We start from the raw sequence: 16,443 nt of genomic DNA, 5'->3' as shown, positions 1-16,443 counted from the left end.
TAACGTACCCTTGGCGTGACACCGGATTCGATTCTGCGAATTCAGATCGCCAGACAGCAGGAGGTTGGGATGCAAACAAACGCCGTTGTGCTGAATGCACCTAAGACCCTTGCGTTGGAGACAGTTCACCTGACGGATCCCGGACCGGATGATCTGGTTGTGGACATTGCACATTCAGGCATTTCAACCGGAACCGAAAAGCTTTTCTGGACGGGCGACATGCCTCCGTTTCCCGGTATGGGTTACCCCCTGATCCCCGGCTACGAAGCCTCTGGTGAGGTTGTCGAGGCGGGCTCGAACACCGGTTACAAGGTTGGCGATCACGTCTTCGTACCGGGTGCCAATTGTTATGACGGCGTGTTTGGCCTGTTCGGCGGCGCGACACGGCGGCTGGTCACAGCGCAGGATCGCGTGACGCGGATCGACCGGGGTCTTGGCGCTCAGGGTGCTCTTCTTGCGTTGGCCGCGACCGCGCGTCATGCGATGGCCGGTCTGGACAAAGCGGTTCCAGATCTGATCGTCGGACACGGCGTGCTGGGTCGGTTGTTCGCCCGTTTGACGCTGGCCGCCGGTGCGCCCGCACCAACGGTTTGGGAAATCAACGCCGATCGTATGTCGGGTGCCAATGGCTACGACGTGATCCACCCTGACATGGATGAACGGCGCAACTACCGCTCGATCTATGATGCAAGCGGCAATGGCGGTCTTTTGAACGATCTGGTCGGACGCATCGCCAAAGGTGGCGAGATCGTCTTGGCCGGCTTCTATACGCAACCGCTCCAATTCGCATTTCCGCCTGCCTTCATGAAAGAAGCGCGCTTCCGCGTTGCTGCTGAATGGGCGCGCGATGACCTCGTCGCGACCCGCACATTGGTCGAAAACGGCGCGCTGAGCCTTGATGGTCTCATCACACATCAAGCTGCGGCTGCTGATGCTCCGAACGCCTACCGCACGGCGTTCGAAGACCCGACCTGCCTGAAAATGATCCTCAACTGGGAGACGCCTTCGTGAAAGACGACGTTCCAAATCTTAAAGACTTCGATCAGCGTTTGCGTGACGAGGCCAATGAAGACTTGGCCGACATCATCCCGGCTGAAGCAACGAAGAAAACCCAGATCATCGCGATCTATGGCAAAGGCGGGATCGGCAAGTCCTTCACGCTGGCCAACCTCAGCCACATGATGGCCGAGCAGGGCAAGCGCGTTTTGCTCATCGGCTGCGATCCGAAATCCGACACCACAAGCCTTCTGTTCGGCGGCAAGGCCTGCCCGACAATCATCGAAACGTCGACCAAAAAGAAACTGGCCGGGGAAGAGGTCAAGATCGGCGATGTCTGCTTCAAGCGTGGCGGTGTCTTCGCGATGGAGCTTGGCGGGCCCGAAGTGGGTCGTGGCTGCGGTGGTCGCGGCATCATCCACGGGTTCGAGTTGCTTGAAAAGCTCGGCTTTCACGATTGGGACTTCGACTACGTCTTGCTCGACTTCCTGGGTGACGTGGTCTGTGGCGGCTTTGGTCTGCCGATTGCCCGCGACATGGCGCAGAAGGTGATCCTGGTCGCCTCGAACGACCTGCAATCGCTTTACGTGGCAAACAACGTCTGTTCGGCGGTCGAATACTTCCGCCGTCTTGGCGGCAACGTGGGTGTTGCCGGTCTGGTCATCAACAAGGATGACGGCTCGGGCGAGGCGCAGGCCTTTGCCGAAGCGGTCAAGATCCCGGTTCTGGCGTCGATCCCGCAGGACGATGACCTCCGCAAGAAATCCGCGAATTACCAGATCGTCGGCACAGCCCAATCTCAATGGGGTGCGCTGTTTGCCGAACTTGGCATGAACGTGGGCGAAGCCCCGCCCGTACGCCCAGCGCCTTTGACGCAAGACGGCCTGCTGGAGCTGTTCGACGGGTCCGAAACCGGTGCGGGTTACACGCTTGTGCCAGCGACCGACATGGACATGCGCGGCAAGAACGCTGCGCCGCAGGAATCCTTGGAAGTGATTTACGACGAAGCGTGACGGCTAGCCCCCGGAACGCCATTGGGAACGAAAGTAGAAGACAACGTGACGAACGAAGCAACATACGACGAGACGGCAGAGGTTGAAGTGATCCGTGGGGAACCACGGATCGACGCCCCCGATGCGCCCGTGCTGGCGGATGGTCTTGGGTGTCACTCTGGGTCCGAGATGGAAAAGGCCGCCAGACTGGCGGGCAATTCCGAGATGCTGGATCAGTTCGCGAAGGACTATCCGAAAGGTCCGCACGACCAACCGCAAAGCATGTGTCCCGCCTTCGGGTCGCTGCGTGTCGGTTTGCGGATGAAGCGGGTTGCGACGGTTCTGTCCGGGTCCGCCTGCTGTGTCTATGGTCTGACCTTCGTGTCCCACTTCTACGGTGCGCGTCGTTCCGTCGGCTATGTACCGTTCAACTCGGAAACGTTGGTTACGGGCAAGCTTTACGAAGACATCCGGGAAAGCGTGCACGAAATGGCCGATCCCGAGCGGTTCGATGCCATCGTTGTCACCAACCTATGTGTTCCGACAGCCTCTGGCGTTCCCTTGCGGCTGCTTCCGAAAGAGATCAACGGCGTTCGCATCGTCGGCATCGACGTTCCTGGTTTTGGTATTCCGACACATGCCGAGGCGAAGGATGTTTTGGCGGGCGCGATGCTCAACTACGCGCGAGAAGAGATCAAGGCAGGTCCCGTGCAAGCGCCTGCTGGTGGCAAATCGGACCGTCCGACGGTTGCGCTTTTGGGCGAGATGTTCCCGGCTGATCCGATGATGATCGGGGCGATGCTGGCACCGATGGGTCTGGCCGCCGGTCCGGTTGTGCCCTGTCGCGAATGGCGCGAGCTTTATGCTGCGCTTGATTGTGGTGTCGTTGCTGCGATTCATCCATTTTACACAGCTGCCATTCGGGAATTCGAAGCGGCTGGTCGCCCAATTGTGGGTTCTGCGCCTGTGGGTCATGACGGCACCGCCGCCTGGCTTGCGGGAATTGGGAATGCGTTCAACATTCCCGCCGCCCAGATCGCCGCAGCGCAGAATGCGTTTCTCCCTGCGATCAAGGGCGCACTCGCGCAGACACCGATCAAGGGGACCATCACGCTGTCGGGCTATGAAGGGTCCGAATTGCTGGTCGCTCGCCTGTTGGTCGAAAGCGGCGCTGACCTTCGCTATGTCGGCACCGCCTGTCCGCGCACGAAATGGTCGGAACCCGACCGTGAATGGCTGGAAAGCAAGGGCATCAAGGTCACCTATCGCGCGTCGCTCGAAGACGATTGTGCAGCGATGGAAGCCGTGAAGCCTGATCTGGCCATCGGCACGACTCCGGTTGTGCAGAAAGCCAAGGAGATGGGCATTCCCGGCCTGTACTACACCAACCTCATTTCCGCCCGCCCGCTGATGGGTCCGGCGGGGGCTGGGTCTTTGGCCGAAGTCATCAATGCCGCCATCGCGGGCAAATCTCGGATGGACGACATGAAGGCCTTCTTTGAAGGTGTCGGAACCGGTGACACCGCAGGCGTTTGGGAAAAATCCCCGAACCTGCGTCCCGATTTCCGCGCCCAGCATCAGAAGAAGCTCGACAAACAGGCGCGTGCCGCCAAGGCGGAGGAGATGATCTGATGTTGATTCAAGATCACGACCGCGCGGGTGGCTACTGGGGGGCAGTATACGCCTTTACTGCCGTTAAAGGATTGCAGGTGGTGATCGACGGCCCGGTCGGCTGTGAAAACCTGCCTGTCACGTCTGTTCTGCATTACACGGATGCGCTTCCGCCGCACGAACTCCCTATCGTGGTTACTGGCCTCGGTGAGGAGGAGCTGGGTCGAGAGGGGACCGAGGGGGCGATGAAACGCGCCTGGGGTGTGCTTGACCCAGCTCTGCCGGCGGTTGTCGTTACCGGGTCCATTGCCGAGATGATTGGTGGTGGCGTGACCCCAATGGGTACGAACCTGCAACGGTTCCTGCCGCGCACCATTGATGAGGATCAGTGGGAAAGCGCAGATCGCGCAATGACGTGGATCTTCACGGAATTCGGCATGACCAAGGGTCGGATGCCCCCCGAGAAGAAGCGCGAAGAGGGCGCAAAGCCGCGCGTGAACATCCTTGGTCCGATGTACGGCACGTTCAACATGCCGTCCGATCTCGCTGAAATCCGTCGTCTAGTCGAAGGGATCGGTGCAGAGGTCAACATGGTGATGCCGCTGGGCAGCCACTTGGCCGAGATGCGGAACCTGGTGAACGCCGACGTGAACATCTGCATGTATCGCGAATTCGGTCGTGGCCTCGCGGAATGCCTTGGGAAGCCCTACCTGCAGGCGCCGATCGGCATGGATTCAACCACCAAGTTTCTGCGCAAGCTGGGGGAACTGCTGGGCCTCGATCCTGAGCCATTTATCGAGCAGGAAAAGCATTCGACACTCAAACCCATTTGGGATCTGTGGCGCTCTGTCACTCAGGATTTCTTTGCCACGGCCTCCTTCGGGATCGTGGCGAACGAAACCTATGCGCGCGGTATCCGGAACTACCTTGAAGGCGATCTCGGTCTGCCTTGCGCCTTTGCCGTGGCACGTGTTGCCGGTGCCAAGACCAACAACGAAGAAGTCCGGTCGCTGGTTCATTCCAAGAAGCCGCTCGTTCTTATGGGGTCGATCAACGAAAAGATGTACCTTGCCGAAATGAAGGCGGGGCATGGCCCACAGCCGACCTTCATTCCTGCAAGCTTTCCCGGTGCCGCGATCCGCAGGCATACCGGGACACCGATGATGGGCTACGCGGGCGCGACCTATCTGCTTCAGGAAGTCTGCAACGGTCTGTTCGATGCGCTCTTCCACATCCTGCCTTTGGGCAGCGAGATGGACAAAGCGGATTCGACCCTGACGCCGCTGCGCCGCGACTTCCCGTGGGACGTCGACGCACAATCCGAGCTGGATCGGATCGTCGCGCAGCACCCCGTACTCACCCGTATTTCTGCCGCCAAGAACCTGCGCGACGCCGCAGAGGCCGCAGCACTGAAACAAGGCGCTGAACGTGTCGTCGTTGAGACTGTTCAAGCCCTTGCAAATTCCCAAGGAGGACCGACCACATGACGGATTTCACCTCTTCTGACACGCGCTCGCACAAGCACGGTCACACCAAACGCGGGACCGAGTTCCTGGTCTATTTCAGCATCATCTTCATCGTCGCGATCCCCTTCGCGTTCGTGATCTGGATGCTTGAAGTGTTCCAGAAGCAGACGCTCAACATGCGGGGCCCATTGGCGCGCGCATGGTGCGAAGCGGATCGGATCACGCCACTGATTTTCTCGGCCTGAAACGGCTGGGGGAGCGAGACTGTCCGCCCGGCGGGGTGGACAGGACCTGCGGAGCCTTGGCTCCAAGGGACCCGGCCGCAGGGAGTGCGGCGTCAGCATAACGTTCCGGAGGAAAGTTCATGGCTGATAATACCGACCTGTCATTCACAGGTCTTACTGACGAGCAGGCCCAGGAGCTGCATTCCGTCTACATGAGCGGCCTTTGGCTGTTCTCGGCGGTTGCAGTGGTTGCACACCTTGCAACCTTCATCTGGCGCCCGTGGTTCTGAGGAAGGATTAGAAAATGGCAAAGTTCTACAAGATCTGGCTCATCTTTGATCCCCGTCGCGTGTTCGTCGCGCAGGGCGTCTTCCTCTTCCTGCTGGCTGCAATGATTCACCTCGTGGTGCTGTCCAACGGCATCAACTGGTTCGAAACCGCAGCAGCCGCTGGCATGTAAATGCTCGCGAGCTCGGAAGAGCTCAAAAGATCGCTGCGGGCGGAGCCCGATACCGGACCGCCCGCGGCAAAACTGAGTGACTGAAACATGACGGCTGGGTCTCGTTCGGGGCATGCCGGCAAACGCGGAGATAAAGAAGATGGCGCTGCTCAGCTTCGAAAAAAAGTATCGCGTCCGCGGAGGGACGCTGATCGGCGGCGATCTGTTCGACTTCTGGGTTGGGCCTTTCTACGTGGGCTTCTTTGGAGTCACGACCGCCTTTTTCGCTCTGCTCGGCACGATCCTCATTTTGTGGGGAGCGGCCGATCAAGGCACATTCAATCCATGGCTCATCAATATCGCGCCGCCTGACCTGAGCTACGGTCTGGGCATGGCGCCGCTGATGGAAGGCGGACTTTGGCAGATTATCACGATCTGCGCGGTTGGTGCATTCTGCAGTTGGGCGCTGCGCGAAGTCGAGATTTGCCGCAAGCTTGGCATCGGGTACCACGTGCCTTTCGCCTTCAGCTTTGCGATCTTCGCCTATGTCACACTGGTTGTGTTCCGTCCGCTTTTGATGGGCGCTTGGGGTCACGGCTTCCCATACGGGATCTTCAGCCACCTCGACTGGGTGTCCAACACTGGCTACGCCTATCTTCACTTCCACTACAACCCGGCCCACATGATCGCGGTAACGTTCTTCTTTACCACGACACTGGCGCTCGCGTTGCACGGTGGTCTGATCCTGTCCGCAGCCAACCCTGAAAAGGGTGAGGAAATGCGCACCCCGGATCACGAAGACACATTCTTCCGCGATTTCATCGGCTACTCCGTCGGCACGCTCGGCATTCACCGCGTTGGTCTGCTTCTCGCCCTCAACGCCGGTTTCTGGTCCGCGATCTGTATCATCATCTCTGGCCCCGTTTGGACAAAGGGCTGGCCTGAGTGGTGGAACTGGTGGCTCGAACTGCCCATCTGGGGCGCCAATGTGGGAATGTAATCATGGCTGAATATCAGAACATTTTCACGCAGGTCCAGGTTCAGGGAAAACCTGAATGGGGTATGGCGACCGAAAACGCCGAACAGGAGCGGACGCGCAAAGCGGGCTTCTCGACCCTAATCGGTTGGATCGGAAACGCACAGCTTGGCCCCGTCTGGCTGGGTTGGACCGGGATGGTGTCGCTTGCGACGGGTATCCTCGCGCTCAATATCATCGGTCTGAACATGCTGGCGCAGGTTGGCTGGTCTGTCCCCGAGTTCATCCGACAGCTGTTCTGGCTGGCGCTTGAACCGCCAAGCCCGGAATACGGCCTGCGTATGCCGCCGCTGAACGAAGGCGGTTGGTACATCATCGCAAGCTTCTTCCTGCTGATTTCGGTGATGAGCTGGTGGGCACGAACCTATCTGCTGGCGATGGAACACAAGATGGGCAAACACGTCTTCTGGGCGTTTGGCTCCGCGATCTGGCTGTTCCTCGTGCTTGGTCTCTTCCGTCCGATCCTGATGGGGTCCTGGTCAGAAGCGGTGCCATACGGGATCTTCCCGCACCTCGACTGGACCACGGCGTTCTCGATCCGGTACGGCAACCTGTACTACAACCCGTTCCACGCGCTTTCGATCGTGTTCCTCTATGGTTCCGTCCTGCTCTTCGCGATGCACGGCGCAACCATCCTGGCGGTGACCCGCTACGGCGGCGACCGCGAGCTTGAGCAGATCATTGACCGCGGAACAGCCACCGAACGTGCCGCCCTTTTCTGGCGCTGGACCATGGGCTTCAACGCCACGATGGAAGGTATTCACCGCTGGGCGTGGTGGTTCGCGGTTCTGACGCCGATCACTGGCGGCATCGGTATCCTTCTGACCGGCACCGTGGTGGACAACTGGTTCATCTGGGCACAGGAGCATCACTTCGCTCCGATGTATGACGGCTCTTACGGGTACGAAGCCTACGGTTCCTATGAAACCTTTATTGGACAGGAGAACTGATCATGTTTCCCAAATGGTTCGATAAATGGAACAATGAGAACCCGACCAACATCTACGGTCCGGCGATCCTCATCGGAGCTGTGGGGGTAGCTGTTACAGTCGCTGCGTTCCTCGTGGTGGTCGGCCAGCCCTTCAAAACCGAAAGCCTGCAATCCGGTCCACGCGGAACGGGGATGTCACGGCCGGAATTCGTGCGTGAGGTGCGGACACCGGACCCGTCCATCGAAGTCATGTACACCGAGGCACCCTATGTGCCGGAAGGTGGCGAGCCACTGGCGCGGGACATCTACCAGAACGTTCAGGTGCTGGGCGATCTGACCGAAGACAACTTCAATCGCCTCATGCTGGCCATGACGGATTGGGTTGCCCCGGATCAGGGCTGTGCCTACTGCCATGGTGACGTGGACGTCGAAGAATACGGCAACGATGATCTTTACACCAAGGTTGTCGCCCGTCGGATGATCCAGATGACCCAGACCATCAACGAAGGCTGGGATGGTCACGTCAACGCCAACAAAACAGTAGGTGTGACTTGCTACACCTGCCACCGTGGCCAGAACGTGCCGTCGGATATCTGGTTCAAGATGGGGTCCGTCAATGAAGCAGCCGGCGGTTGGGCGGCGGTTCAGAACAGGGTGACGGTGCAAAGCCAGTACACGTCTCTCCCGTCTGATGCTTTGGAGACGTTCCTGCTGGATTACGGTCGCATCGGGGTTCACAACCTCGAAGCCCATGTCGCCGAATACCCGTCTGAAGAGGGTGTCACCACTTGGCAGGACACGGAACGCACGTTCAGCCTGATGAACTATGTGTCCAACTCTCTGGGTGTGAACTGCGTGTTCTGTCACAACAGCCGCGCGTTCTATGACCCCGAGCAGGTGACCCCGCAATGGTCAACCGAACAGCTGGGCATCGGCATGGTTCAGGAAATCAACAACGAGTACCTCGTACCGCTCGAGGATGTGTATCCGCCGGAACGCCTTGGTCCGGTCTTTGCCGACGCGCCGAAAGCCGCCTGCAAAACCTGCCACAAGGGCTACCAGCAACCGCTGCAAGGGACGAATGTCATCGCTGACTGGCCCGAGCTCGCAACGACAGGTGCGCCTGTTTACGAATGATGGGTCTGGGCGGTTCGCTGCCCTGACCATCCGCCAGATCCGGTTTTGACAGGTTCCCAAAACGCAAAACCGGATACGGGGCTCAACACCCCGGTTCCCTTCCTGTTGGCTACAGGAACTGGCGTCACGTTTCTAGGCACCCCCTGGCAAACGTGACGCCTTCTTCCCTCTGTCCCCGAGGAGACTGCCAGATGACACATTCCCTTACTCCCAATCTTGATCGGGTTGCCGGACCTGCTGATCTGCGACGCATGGACGATGCCACGCTGACGAAGGTTGCGCATGAAGTGCGGTCCGAAGTCATTTCCGCCGTCTCGCAAACGGGAGGGCATCTCGGGTCGAGCCTCGGAGTGGTTGAATTGACGGTCGCCATCCATGCGGTGTTCAACACGCCGATGGACAAGTTGATCTGGGATGTCGGGCATCAGTGCTATCCTCACAAAATTCTAACCGGACGCCGCGACCGGATGAAAACTCTGCGTCAGAAGGACGGTCTGTCCGGCTTCACCAAGCGGAGCGAGTCGGAATACGACCCCTTTGGTGCCGCACACTCGTCCACGTCGATCTCTGCCGCCCTCGGTTTTGCTGTTGGCCGCGACATGGGTCGCCCGACCGGTGACTCGATTGCCGTGATCGGTGACGGTTCGATCAGCGCTGGCATGGCCTATGAAGCGATGAACAACGCGGGCCACGAAGGCCGCAGACTGTTTGTCATCCTCAATGACAACGAAATGAGCATCGCGCCCCCGGTTGGCGCCATGTCATCCTACCTGAGCCGCATGTATGCCAATGAACCTCTGGCCAAGGTGAAATCGCTTGCCGAAGGGTTCGAGGCTGCGCTGCCGGCACCAATGCGCGAGGGGGCCAAACGCGCCCGCCAGCTTGTGACCGGGAACCTGCAAGGGTCAGGTACGCTGTTTGAAGAATTGGGTTTCGAATACATCGGCCCGATCAACGGTCACGACATGGGCCAGCTTTTGCCCGTTCTGCGTGCCGCGCGTGCGCGTGCAACGGGTCCGGTTCTCATCCATTGCTGCACGGTCAAAGGCAAGGGCTATGCCCCCGCCGAAAACAGTGCCGACAAATACCACGGCGTGTCGAAATTCGACGTGGAATCGGGCGCCCAAGCCAAGTCGAAGCCCAACGCGCCCAGTTACACCAAGGTGTTTGGCGACGCGCTGACCGAGGAAGCCGCGCGCGATCCGAATATTGTCGGCGTAACGGCCGCCATGCCCGGTGGAACAGGGATCGACATCCTTGCCGACCGTTTTCCCTCGCGCGTGTTCGACGTGGGGATTGCGGAACAGCATGCGGTCACTTTCTCGGCCGCGATGGCTGCGTCCGGACTTAAACCGTTCTGCGCGATCTACTCGACCTTCCTGCAAAGGGGCTATGACCAAATCGTTCACGATGTTGCCTTGCAGAATTTGCCTGTACGTTTTGCAATCGACCGTGCTGGATTGGTCGGTGCCGATGGTGCCACCCATGCTGGGTCGTTCGATGTCGGGTATCTTGCAGCTTTGCCCAACATGACAGTGATGGCAGCGGCCGATGAAGCCGAACTCAAGCACATGGTCGCAACCGCTGTTGCACATGATAGCGGCCCTATCGCGTTTCGCTATCCGCGCGGGTCGGGCAACGGTGTCGAAATGCCGGAGCGTGGAGAAGTGCTGGAGATCGGCAAGGGCCGTGTCTTGCAAGAGGGAAGTGGCGTTGCCTTTCTGAGCTTTGGCGCACATCTGGCGGAGGTCGAAGCGGCCACCCGCCTGCTCGAGAAGGATGGAGTCAGTGTGACGATTGCGGATGCGCGTTTTGCCAAGCCGCTGGACATCGATCTGATCCTGAAACTTGCCAGAACACATGACGCCTTGATTACGGTCGAACAGGGTTCACGGGGCGGCTTTGGCGCGATGGTTCTGCATGAACTGGCAGATCGTGGTGTACTGGATCGCGGGTTAAAGATCCGGACTGTGACTTTGCCTGACCGCTTCATCGATCAGGCGTCACCGGACGAGATGTATGCCGATGCGGGCATGACCCGCTTCGACCTTTACAAGATGGCCGTGTCTCTCACGTCCAGCGACGGAAAGGTTGTGCCGCTCACGAAAGGCGCGTGAGCGTCAAATCCAATCCAGCGCATCGTCCACGAGACCGATCACGCTCATCGTGAATTCGGATCCTTGGACGGTGTCGACCAAAGCAGCGTGATCGTCGATCAGGTCCTTGGCTTCGACAACCGATGCGATGGTGCCGTCAAAGGCCTGCATGGCAGCACTGGCGACGCTGACATTGTTCAAGCCATTGACAACGGCATAGTACGCGCCGATTTCCGCCTTGGTTTCGAGATACTGCGCATCGGCGGCGCTTCCGCTGGCCGCCTTGGCCCCGTCAATCATCGCAAGGATGAACTCGGACCGTTCCACAGCGCCGCTGTCGAGGATTCCGGTCCAGTAATTGAACCCGGAGGCATCCGGCGCGCGGCCGAGAATGTTCGAATACACAGCAGTCACGAAATCGCCGGTGCTGCTTGACCCACCATAGAGTGCTTGCGTTTCGGGTTGATCAAAGAACAGGCGTGCGATTTCGTTCATCGACATGCCGTCGGCCAAGGCTGAACCCCAGAAAAGCAAACCGGTCGAATCCGGCGCACGGTTGAAATAGGCGACATAGAGCTCGCAGAACGCCATCATGTCGGCTTCGGTCAACGTGCTGACATTGGTGAAGCGGTCGAGCTCAAAGGCTGTGCCGTTGAATTCGAGGATTTCGATGCTGTTGAGCGTATCGGTCCCGTCGCGCCCGCTCCGGTCTTCGATCACGATCGATCCATTGCTGATTGTCAGCCCGTAGTTGGACATATCGCTCATGTAAACCGCGGTATCGGTTCCCGCGCCACCGGACAGAATGTCATTCCCGCCTGACCCTGTGATCCGGTCATCTTGAGCCGTACCGACAAGATTTTCGGCGGTGGAATTTCCGACCAGGACACCCGAAGAATCCGGCTGCGTGTCAGTATTGTCTGGCGTGCGTGCATTCTGAACCACAACATCAGGCGTGGTTTGCCCGCCCGTCATCGCGAAGTTCTGCGTGACCATCACCGAATAATATTTGCCGGACCCATAGTCATAGGTGCCGGTCTGGATGCCGATGCCAACGACTTCGAGGTCCGGCATCAGAATATTCTCGCGGTGACCCGGGCTGTTCATCAACGCGAGGTGCAGATCATACACGTCGTCGAACAGACCTTCGTCGCCTCGCTCGCTTTGCGCGGCGATGTTCTCGGCTGTGCGCCATGATCCGGAAAGATCAAAGCCTTCAGCAGTCATCCTCTGCGTCGGCGTGGAATTCCCCACGCCGGTGTGGCTGAAGACGTTATTTTCAAGCATCCACAAGGAATGCGCATCAGCGGACGCGTTCAAGATCTTATCGAGCACGAGTGCGTTCAAGCCACGGCTTGTGCGCTCCTCGTTCACGAGATCCAACATGTACCGCTCCAGATCACTGGCGGTGGCAGCAGACATCTCAAACTCCCCAGTTCGAGCCCCAAATAAATGTCTAAGGAGAGACTAGGGCAAGAAACAGGAGCGAATGTGTTTAAAATTGGCTATTTTATGCTGGGTTTACGCAGGAAATTGCCAGTTCCCCGAAGATTTGTGGCGCATATGTGTCGAGGTAAATGCGCAACCAGGGGGTAAACCGGCTCGGCTCTTTAACCACGTCCTGCACCAAATCGCCATAGCGCACCCATCGAGTCGCCATGACTTCGTCGGGATTGGGGGACAGGTCTAGAGGTCCGAACACCTCTGCCACGAAGATATCGACAACTTCGTGTTCGATCAGGCCTCCGCCAACATCTGCGCGGTATTCGACGCGATCCCGATAATCGAGAGTCAGGTCGGTGATGCCCAGTTCCTCTTTCAGACGGCGATGGGCGCAGGCGAGGCTGCTTTCTTTCCAGTTCGGATGGGTGCAGCACGTGTTCGCCCACAAACCGGGGGTATGATACTTGCCCATGGCGCGCCGTTGGATCAGGATCTCATCCCCGCGCAGCACGAACACCGAGATCGCTTTGTGTTTGAGCCCACGAATGTGAGCATCCAGCTTTTCAACAGGTTCAAGAGTGTCGCCGCGCCATGCCGGGATAAGCGTCTGGGTCATACATGTGTCTCCCGCACAAGCCCCAAGAGATGACGCGCATTCTTGAAGCCGATCTTCAAATGCGCAAGGGGCCGTGCCTTCACGAGCTTCTTGTTCATATACGCTTCAAACGTCAGCTTTTGCACATCGACATCATGACACAGGGAGACAAAGCGCTCCCGGCGTGAGTCGCTCTTGTAATAGGCGTCCTGCATCTGGCCCAGAACACGGAAGACCATCTTGTGCTCTTTCATGAAGAGCTTGCGGGCCAGTGTCAGGTTCTTGACCTTGCCGGTTTTCAAGGCTGCCGCGCAGGCAGTGGCGGCATGACGCCCGCAAATCATCGCGTAGTAAATGCCTTCGCCGCTTGAGGGCGCAACGACACCTGCCGCATCGCCGGCAACCAGAACATCATTGCCGTTATCCCACTTGTTCAGAGGCTTCAGCGGAATGGGCGCGCCTTCCTTGCGGAGTGTTTCGCAATGGGTCAGGCCGGATGCCTCGCGCAGGGCAGCCGTTGCCTCCTTGAGGTTCACGCTTTGCACATATGTCCCCATGCCGACAGAGGTTGTGCCACCGTGGGGAAACACCCAGCCGTAAAAATCCGGGCTGATCGCGCCATCATAGATCACGTCGCAGCGCATCGGATCGTAGACATCGTTCTTCTCGGGGGCAGCAATGATCTCGTGATACGCAAAGACCAATGGCACCTTGTCACCGCCGGGAATTTCATCCCGGGCCACGCGGGAATTGGCGCCATCCGCCCCGATAATCAGCTTGGTTTCAAGCGCCCGCTCTTCGCCGGTTTCCTTATCGCGGTAGATGATCGACCGCGTTTTCTTAGCGGCGTCGCGTTCGATGCGGACATACGTTCCGGTGAATTTCTGCGCGCCGGCTTTCACTGCACGGTCTCGCAAGAAAGGATCAAAATCCTTGCGATCAACCATTCCGACAAACCCGTTTTCAATCGGGATGTCGACGTGGCGCCCGGTCGGTGAAATCATGCGAGCAGTGTTTACCTTGGCGACAAGCTGGTCTTCGCCAATGTCAAAGTCCTGCATCAAGCGGGGGGAATCGCACCGCCGCAGGGTTTGATCCGGCCCTCGCGATCAAGCATCGCCACTTTGTACCCTGACCGGGCCAAATCCTCGGCGGCTGTTGCACCGCACGGGCCACCGCCCACAACAACGACATCATACATGGTCACTCTCCTGTGATCAGTTCGGCTTGTGACGGGCTGCCTTCCATGATGCGCAATGCCATGAAGGCAGCGCAGAGGAACAACCCCGCTTCAAATACAAAGACGGCCCCAAAGGCTGGCGCGTCGGTGGTCATGGTTCGCATCACGTCGGCGGCGGCAGCGCCGGTCAGGCCACCGAAACCGGCGGCAATCGCTTGTGCCGCGCCCCAAAGGCCCATGCGGGTGCCTTCGCGCTTTTCGCGGCCTTCACCCGCCAGCGCCATCATCGAACCGATGGCAGCGACCGCGAAGGCGCCGTTGAAGAACCCAAGGGCAAAGACGGCAGGCAGAAGCGTCTGGGGGAGGGCGTAGCCGCCCAGAATGGCGATCACGCACAAGCTTGCCGCCGACCCCAGGCAACCGCCGATCACCCAATTGCGCAGGCAGCCAAAGCGAAGCGCGGTGGCCGCGATGCCTACGGTCAACATGCCAAGGAACACCCCACCGTTCTGGATGCCCGAAAGCGTTGTGCTTTCGCCGGGGGTGAAGCCGAAAACGAGACCTGCATAGGGCTCTAGGATCAGCTCCTGCATGAAGTAGGCGGTCATTGACAGGAAGACGAAGATCGTGAACAGCCGCGCTTTTGGTTCTGCCCAAACCTCGGCCAGACCTTCGCGGAAGGGCACGGGATCGGGTTCGGGTGCCGCTTCAACACCACGTTCGATGCGCCATGTGGCAAGAACCGTGATCGCCAGCGCGGCAAGGGCGACGCCTGTAACCACTTCGATCAGAACCGCGGGCGTGTAGGGATCAAGCAATTGCCCGACGACACCGGCGGTCATCGCAATGCCGAAGATCATCATCAGCCACGTGATCGTTGCAGCCGCCGCGCGGCGGTGGGGCGCGGTCGCTGTCGCAAGAAGTGCGAGGACCGACGTGCCTGCAGCGCCTGCGCCAAGGCCGATCAATGCATAGGCCAGAACCGACATCGCCAGACCAACTGCATAGCTGGTCGCCATTTCGACAACGCCCAGCGCGGCGAGGACGCCACCAGCGCCAAGGATCACCATGCCCCGCAAGATCCAGCGGGTGCGATTGCCGCCTTTATCCGACAGGAACCCCCAATTAGGTCGTGTAATCTGGATGCCGTAGTGCAGCCCGACCAACATGCCCGGCAGAACGGCGGGCAACGCCAGTTCGACAACCATCAAACGGTTGAGCGTGGATGTGGTGAGGACGACGATGGCACCAAGCGCCATTTGCACCAGACCCAGTCGAACAATCGCAAGCCATCCCAAGGTCATCAGACAACTCCCATTCCGCGGAGGGCAAAGGCCGAGACCATCATGCCTGACACATACATCAGAACGCCTGTTGCATTGTACCAAGGCGCTTTTGCTTTGGGGTCCTTCAGCATGACGGACATCGCCCAAAGCTGGCCGAGGACCAGTGCAAGAATGATGGCGGCCTGTGTCGATTGACCCCATTTGGCCAGCGCAAGGATGACGAAAATCTGGGGAACGAGCATGATGATGCATGCAACTTTCGCTGCACGCTCCGGCCCAAGGGTCACGGGCAGGGAATTCACACCCATCTGGGCATCTCCTTCGAGCGCCTTGAAATCGTTGAGCGTCATGATCCCATGCGCGCCGATTCCGTAAAGAAGTGCGATCAGGATGATTGGCCCCGAAGGCAGCGTCTGGCTCAACACGGCAGCGCCGGTGAACCAGGGAAGGGACTCGTAGGACAAACCGACAAGACCCGGTCCAAACCAGCCGGATCGTTTCAACCGGATCGGTTCAACGGAATAGGCCCAAGCGGCAATGACACCGACAACAGTCGCAATGAACCCCCATGTTCCAAGTGTCGCGCCCAAGGCAAGCGACAGGAGCGACATCGCCAATGCAATCCAAAGGCCCCAACGTCCGGGGATGCGACCCGAAGGAATTGGCCGATTGGGTTCGTTGATCGCATCGACATGGCGGTCGCACCAATCGTTGGCGGCCTGGCTCATTCCGCAGACCACAGGACCGGCGAGGATCACGCCGACGATCAGAAGACCAAGATGTTCGGTGATGGCCACACCCGAGGCCACGGCCCCGCACGCATAGGCCCACATCGGCGGGAACCATGTGACGGGTTTGATCAGCTCCAGCATGGCCGAAGGGGCAGGGTAGCGATCGCGGTGTAAACTTACGCTGACAGTCATGTGTCAACTAGACACGACAAATCGATTCACATCAAGTGAAACAGAGAGGTGAAATCAGGATTTGAACGGGACGAATTGACACTCAGAG

General features: G+C 59.0%; 15 protein-coding genes and 1 pseudogene. 11 read left to right on the top strand and 5 right to left on the bottom strand.

The window, feature by feature from the left end; translation table 11 throughout:
- Window positions 1-69 precede the first annotated feature (69 nt).
- The 11 genes from bchC to dxs all read left to right on the top strand — a co-directional run bounded on the left by bchC (window position 70) and on the right by dxs (window position 10,949).
- Window positions 70-1,011 carry a chlorophyll synthesis pathway protein BchC gene (gene bchC / locus ACMVPR_RS17235; RefSeq protein ID WP_416883870.1) on the top strand — a complete coding sequence of 314 codons (942 nt, stop codon included), beginning with the start codon at window positions 70-72 and terminating at the stop codon, window positions 1,009-1,011.
- The gene (locus ACMVPR_RS17230) at window positions 1,008-2,009 is read left to right on the top strand and encodes a chlorophyllide a reductase iron protein subunit X (RefSeq protein ID WP_416883869.1); all 1,002 of its coding nucleotides are present in this window, start codon (window positions 1,008-1,010) and stop codon (window positions 2,007-2,009) included. Before bchC ends, ACMVPR_RS17230 begins: the two co-directional genes overlap by 4 nt.
- A 45-nt stretch (window positions 2,010-2,054) precedes the next feature.
- Entirely contained in the window at window positions 2,055-3,620 is a 1,566-nt protein-coding gene (gene bchY / locus ACMVPR_RS17225) for a chlorophyllide a reductase subunit Y (RefSeq protein ID WP_416883868.1), read from the top strand.
- A complete protein-coding gene (bchZ, locus tag ACMVPR_RS17220; protein ID WP_416883867.1) occupies window positions 3,620-5,086 on the top strand; it encodes a chlorophyllide a reductase subunit Z in 1,467 nt (488 codons plus the stop codon). Before bchY ends, bchZ begins: the two co-directional genes overlap by 1 nt.
- The gene (gene pufQ / locus ACMVPR_RS17215) at window positions 5,083-5,310 is read left to right on the top strand and encodes a cytochrome PufQ (protein ID WP_072778077.1); all 228 of its coding nucleotides are present in this window, start codon (window positions 5,083-5,085) and stop codon (window positions 5,308-5,310) included. The genes bchZ and pufQ overlap by 4 nt, the downstream gene beginning before the upstream one ends.
- 119 nt (window positions 5,311-5,429) lie before the next feature.
- The gene (gene pufB / locus ACMVPR_RS17210; protein WP_072778079.1) at window positions 5,430-5,579 is read left to right on the top strand and encodes a light-harvesting antenna LH1, beta subunit; all 150 of its coding nucleotides are present in this window, start codon (window positions 5,430-5,432) and stop codon (window positions 5,577-5,579) included.
- A 14-nt stretch (window positions 5,580-5,593) separates the two neighbouring features.
- On the top strand, window positions 5,594-5,749 hold the full coding sequence (pufA, locus tag ACMVPR_RS17205; protein ID WP_085627475.1) for a light-harvesting antenna LH1, alpha subunit: 156 nt from the start codon (window positions 5,594-5,596) through the stop codon (window positions 5,747-5,749).
- Between the two features lie 139 nt (window positions 5,750-5,888).
- Entirely contained in the window at window positions 5,889-6,728 is an 840-nt protein-coding gene (pufL, locus tag ACMVPR_RS17200; protein ID WP_300584353.1) for a photosynthetic reaction center subunit L, read from the top strand.
- A gap of 2 nt (window positions 6,729-6,730) precedes the next feature.
- A complete protein-coding gene (gene pufM / locus ACMVPR_RS17195) occupies window positions 6,731-7,714 on the top strand; it encodes a photosynthetic reaction center subunit M (protein ID WP_300584355.1) in 984 nt (327 codons plus the stop codon).
- Window positions 7,715-7,716: 2 nt separating this feature from the next.
- Window positions 7,717-8,832, top strand: a complete 1,116-nt coding sequence (pufC, locus tag ACMVPR_RS17190) for a photosynthetic reaction center cytochrome PufC (protein WP_300584356.1) — start codon at window positions 7,717-7,719, stop codon at window positions 8,830-8,832.
- A gap of 191 nt (window positions 8,833-9,023) precedes the next feature.
- Window positions 9,024-10,949, top strand: a complete 1,926-nt coding sequence (gene dxs / locus ACMVPR_RS17185) for a 1-deoxy-D-xylulose-5-phosphate synthase (protein ID WP_416883866.1) — start codon at window positions 9,024-9,026, stop codon at window positions 10,947-10,949.
- A gap of 3 nt (window positions 10,950-10,952) precedes the next feature.
- On the opposite strand, the gene ACMVPR_RS17180 is transcribed toward dxs, so the two are convergent.
- From ACMVPR_RS17180 to chlG, 5 genes and pseudogenes are all read right to left on the bottom strand, one after another.
- The gene (locus ACMVPR_RS17180; protein WP_416883865.1) at window positions 10,953-12,350 is read right to left on the bottom strand and encodes a DUF4214 domain-containing protein; all 1,398 of its coding nucleotides are present in this window, start codon (window positions 12,348-12,350) and stop codon (window positions 10,953-10,955) included.
- Between the two features lie 88 nt (window positions 12,351-12,438).
- Window positions 12,439-12,987, bottom strand: a complete 549-nt coding sequence (gene idi, locus ACMVPR_RS17175) for an isopentenyl-diphosphate Delta-isomerase (RefSeq protein WP_292269875.1) — start codon at window positions 12,985-12,987, stop codon at window positions 12,439-12,441.
- A pseudogene (locus ACMVPR_RS17170) lies at window positions 12,984-14,167 on the bottom strand (geranylgeranyl diphosphate reductase). Before ACMVPR_RS17170 ends, idi begins: the two are co-directional and overlap by 4 nt.
- Window positions 14,168-14,169: 2 nt before the next feature.
- The gene (locus tag ACMVPR_RS17165; RefSeq protein WP_416883864.1) at window positions 14,170-15,450 is read right to left on the bottom strand and encodes a BCD family MFS transporter; all 1,281 of its coding nucleotides are present in this window, start codon (window positions 15,448-15,450) and stop codon (window positions 14,170-14,172) included.
- The gene (gene chlG / locus ACMVPR_RS17160; protein ID WP_416883863.1) at window positions 15,450-16,355 is read right to left on the bottom strand and encodes a chlorophyll synthase ChlG; all 906 of its coding nucleotides are present in this window, start codon (window positions 16,353-16,355) and stop codon (window positions 15,450-15,452) included. Before chlG ends, ACMVPR_RS17165 begins: the two co-directional genes overlap by 1 nt.
- Window positions 16,356-16,443: the final 88 nt, after the last annotated feature.

This window comes from Marivita sp. (genome assembly GCF_048006345.1).
Taxonomy (GTDB): domain Bacteria; phylum Pseudomonadota; class Alphaproteobacteria; order Rhodobacterales; family Rhodobacteraceae; genus Marivita.
This window is presented reverse-complemented; position numbering and strand designations above follow the sequence as displayed.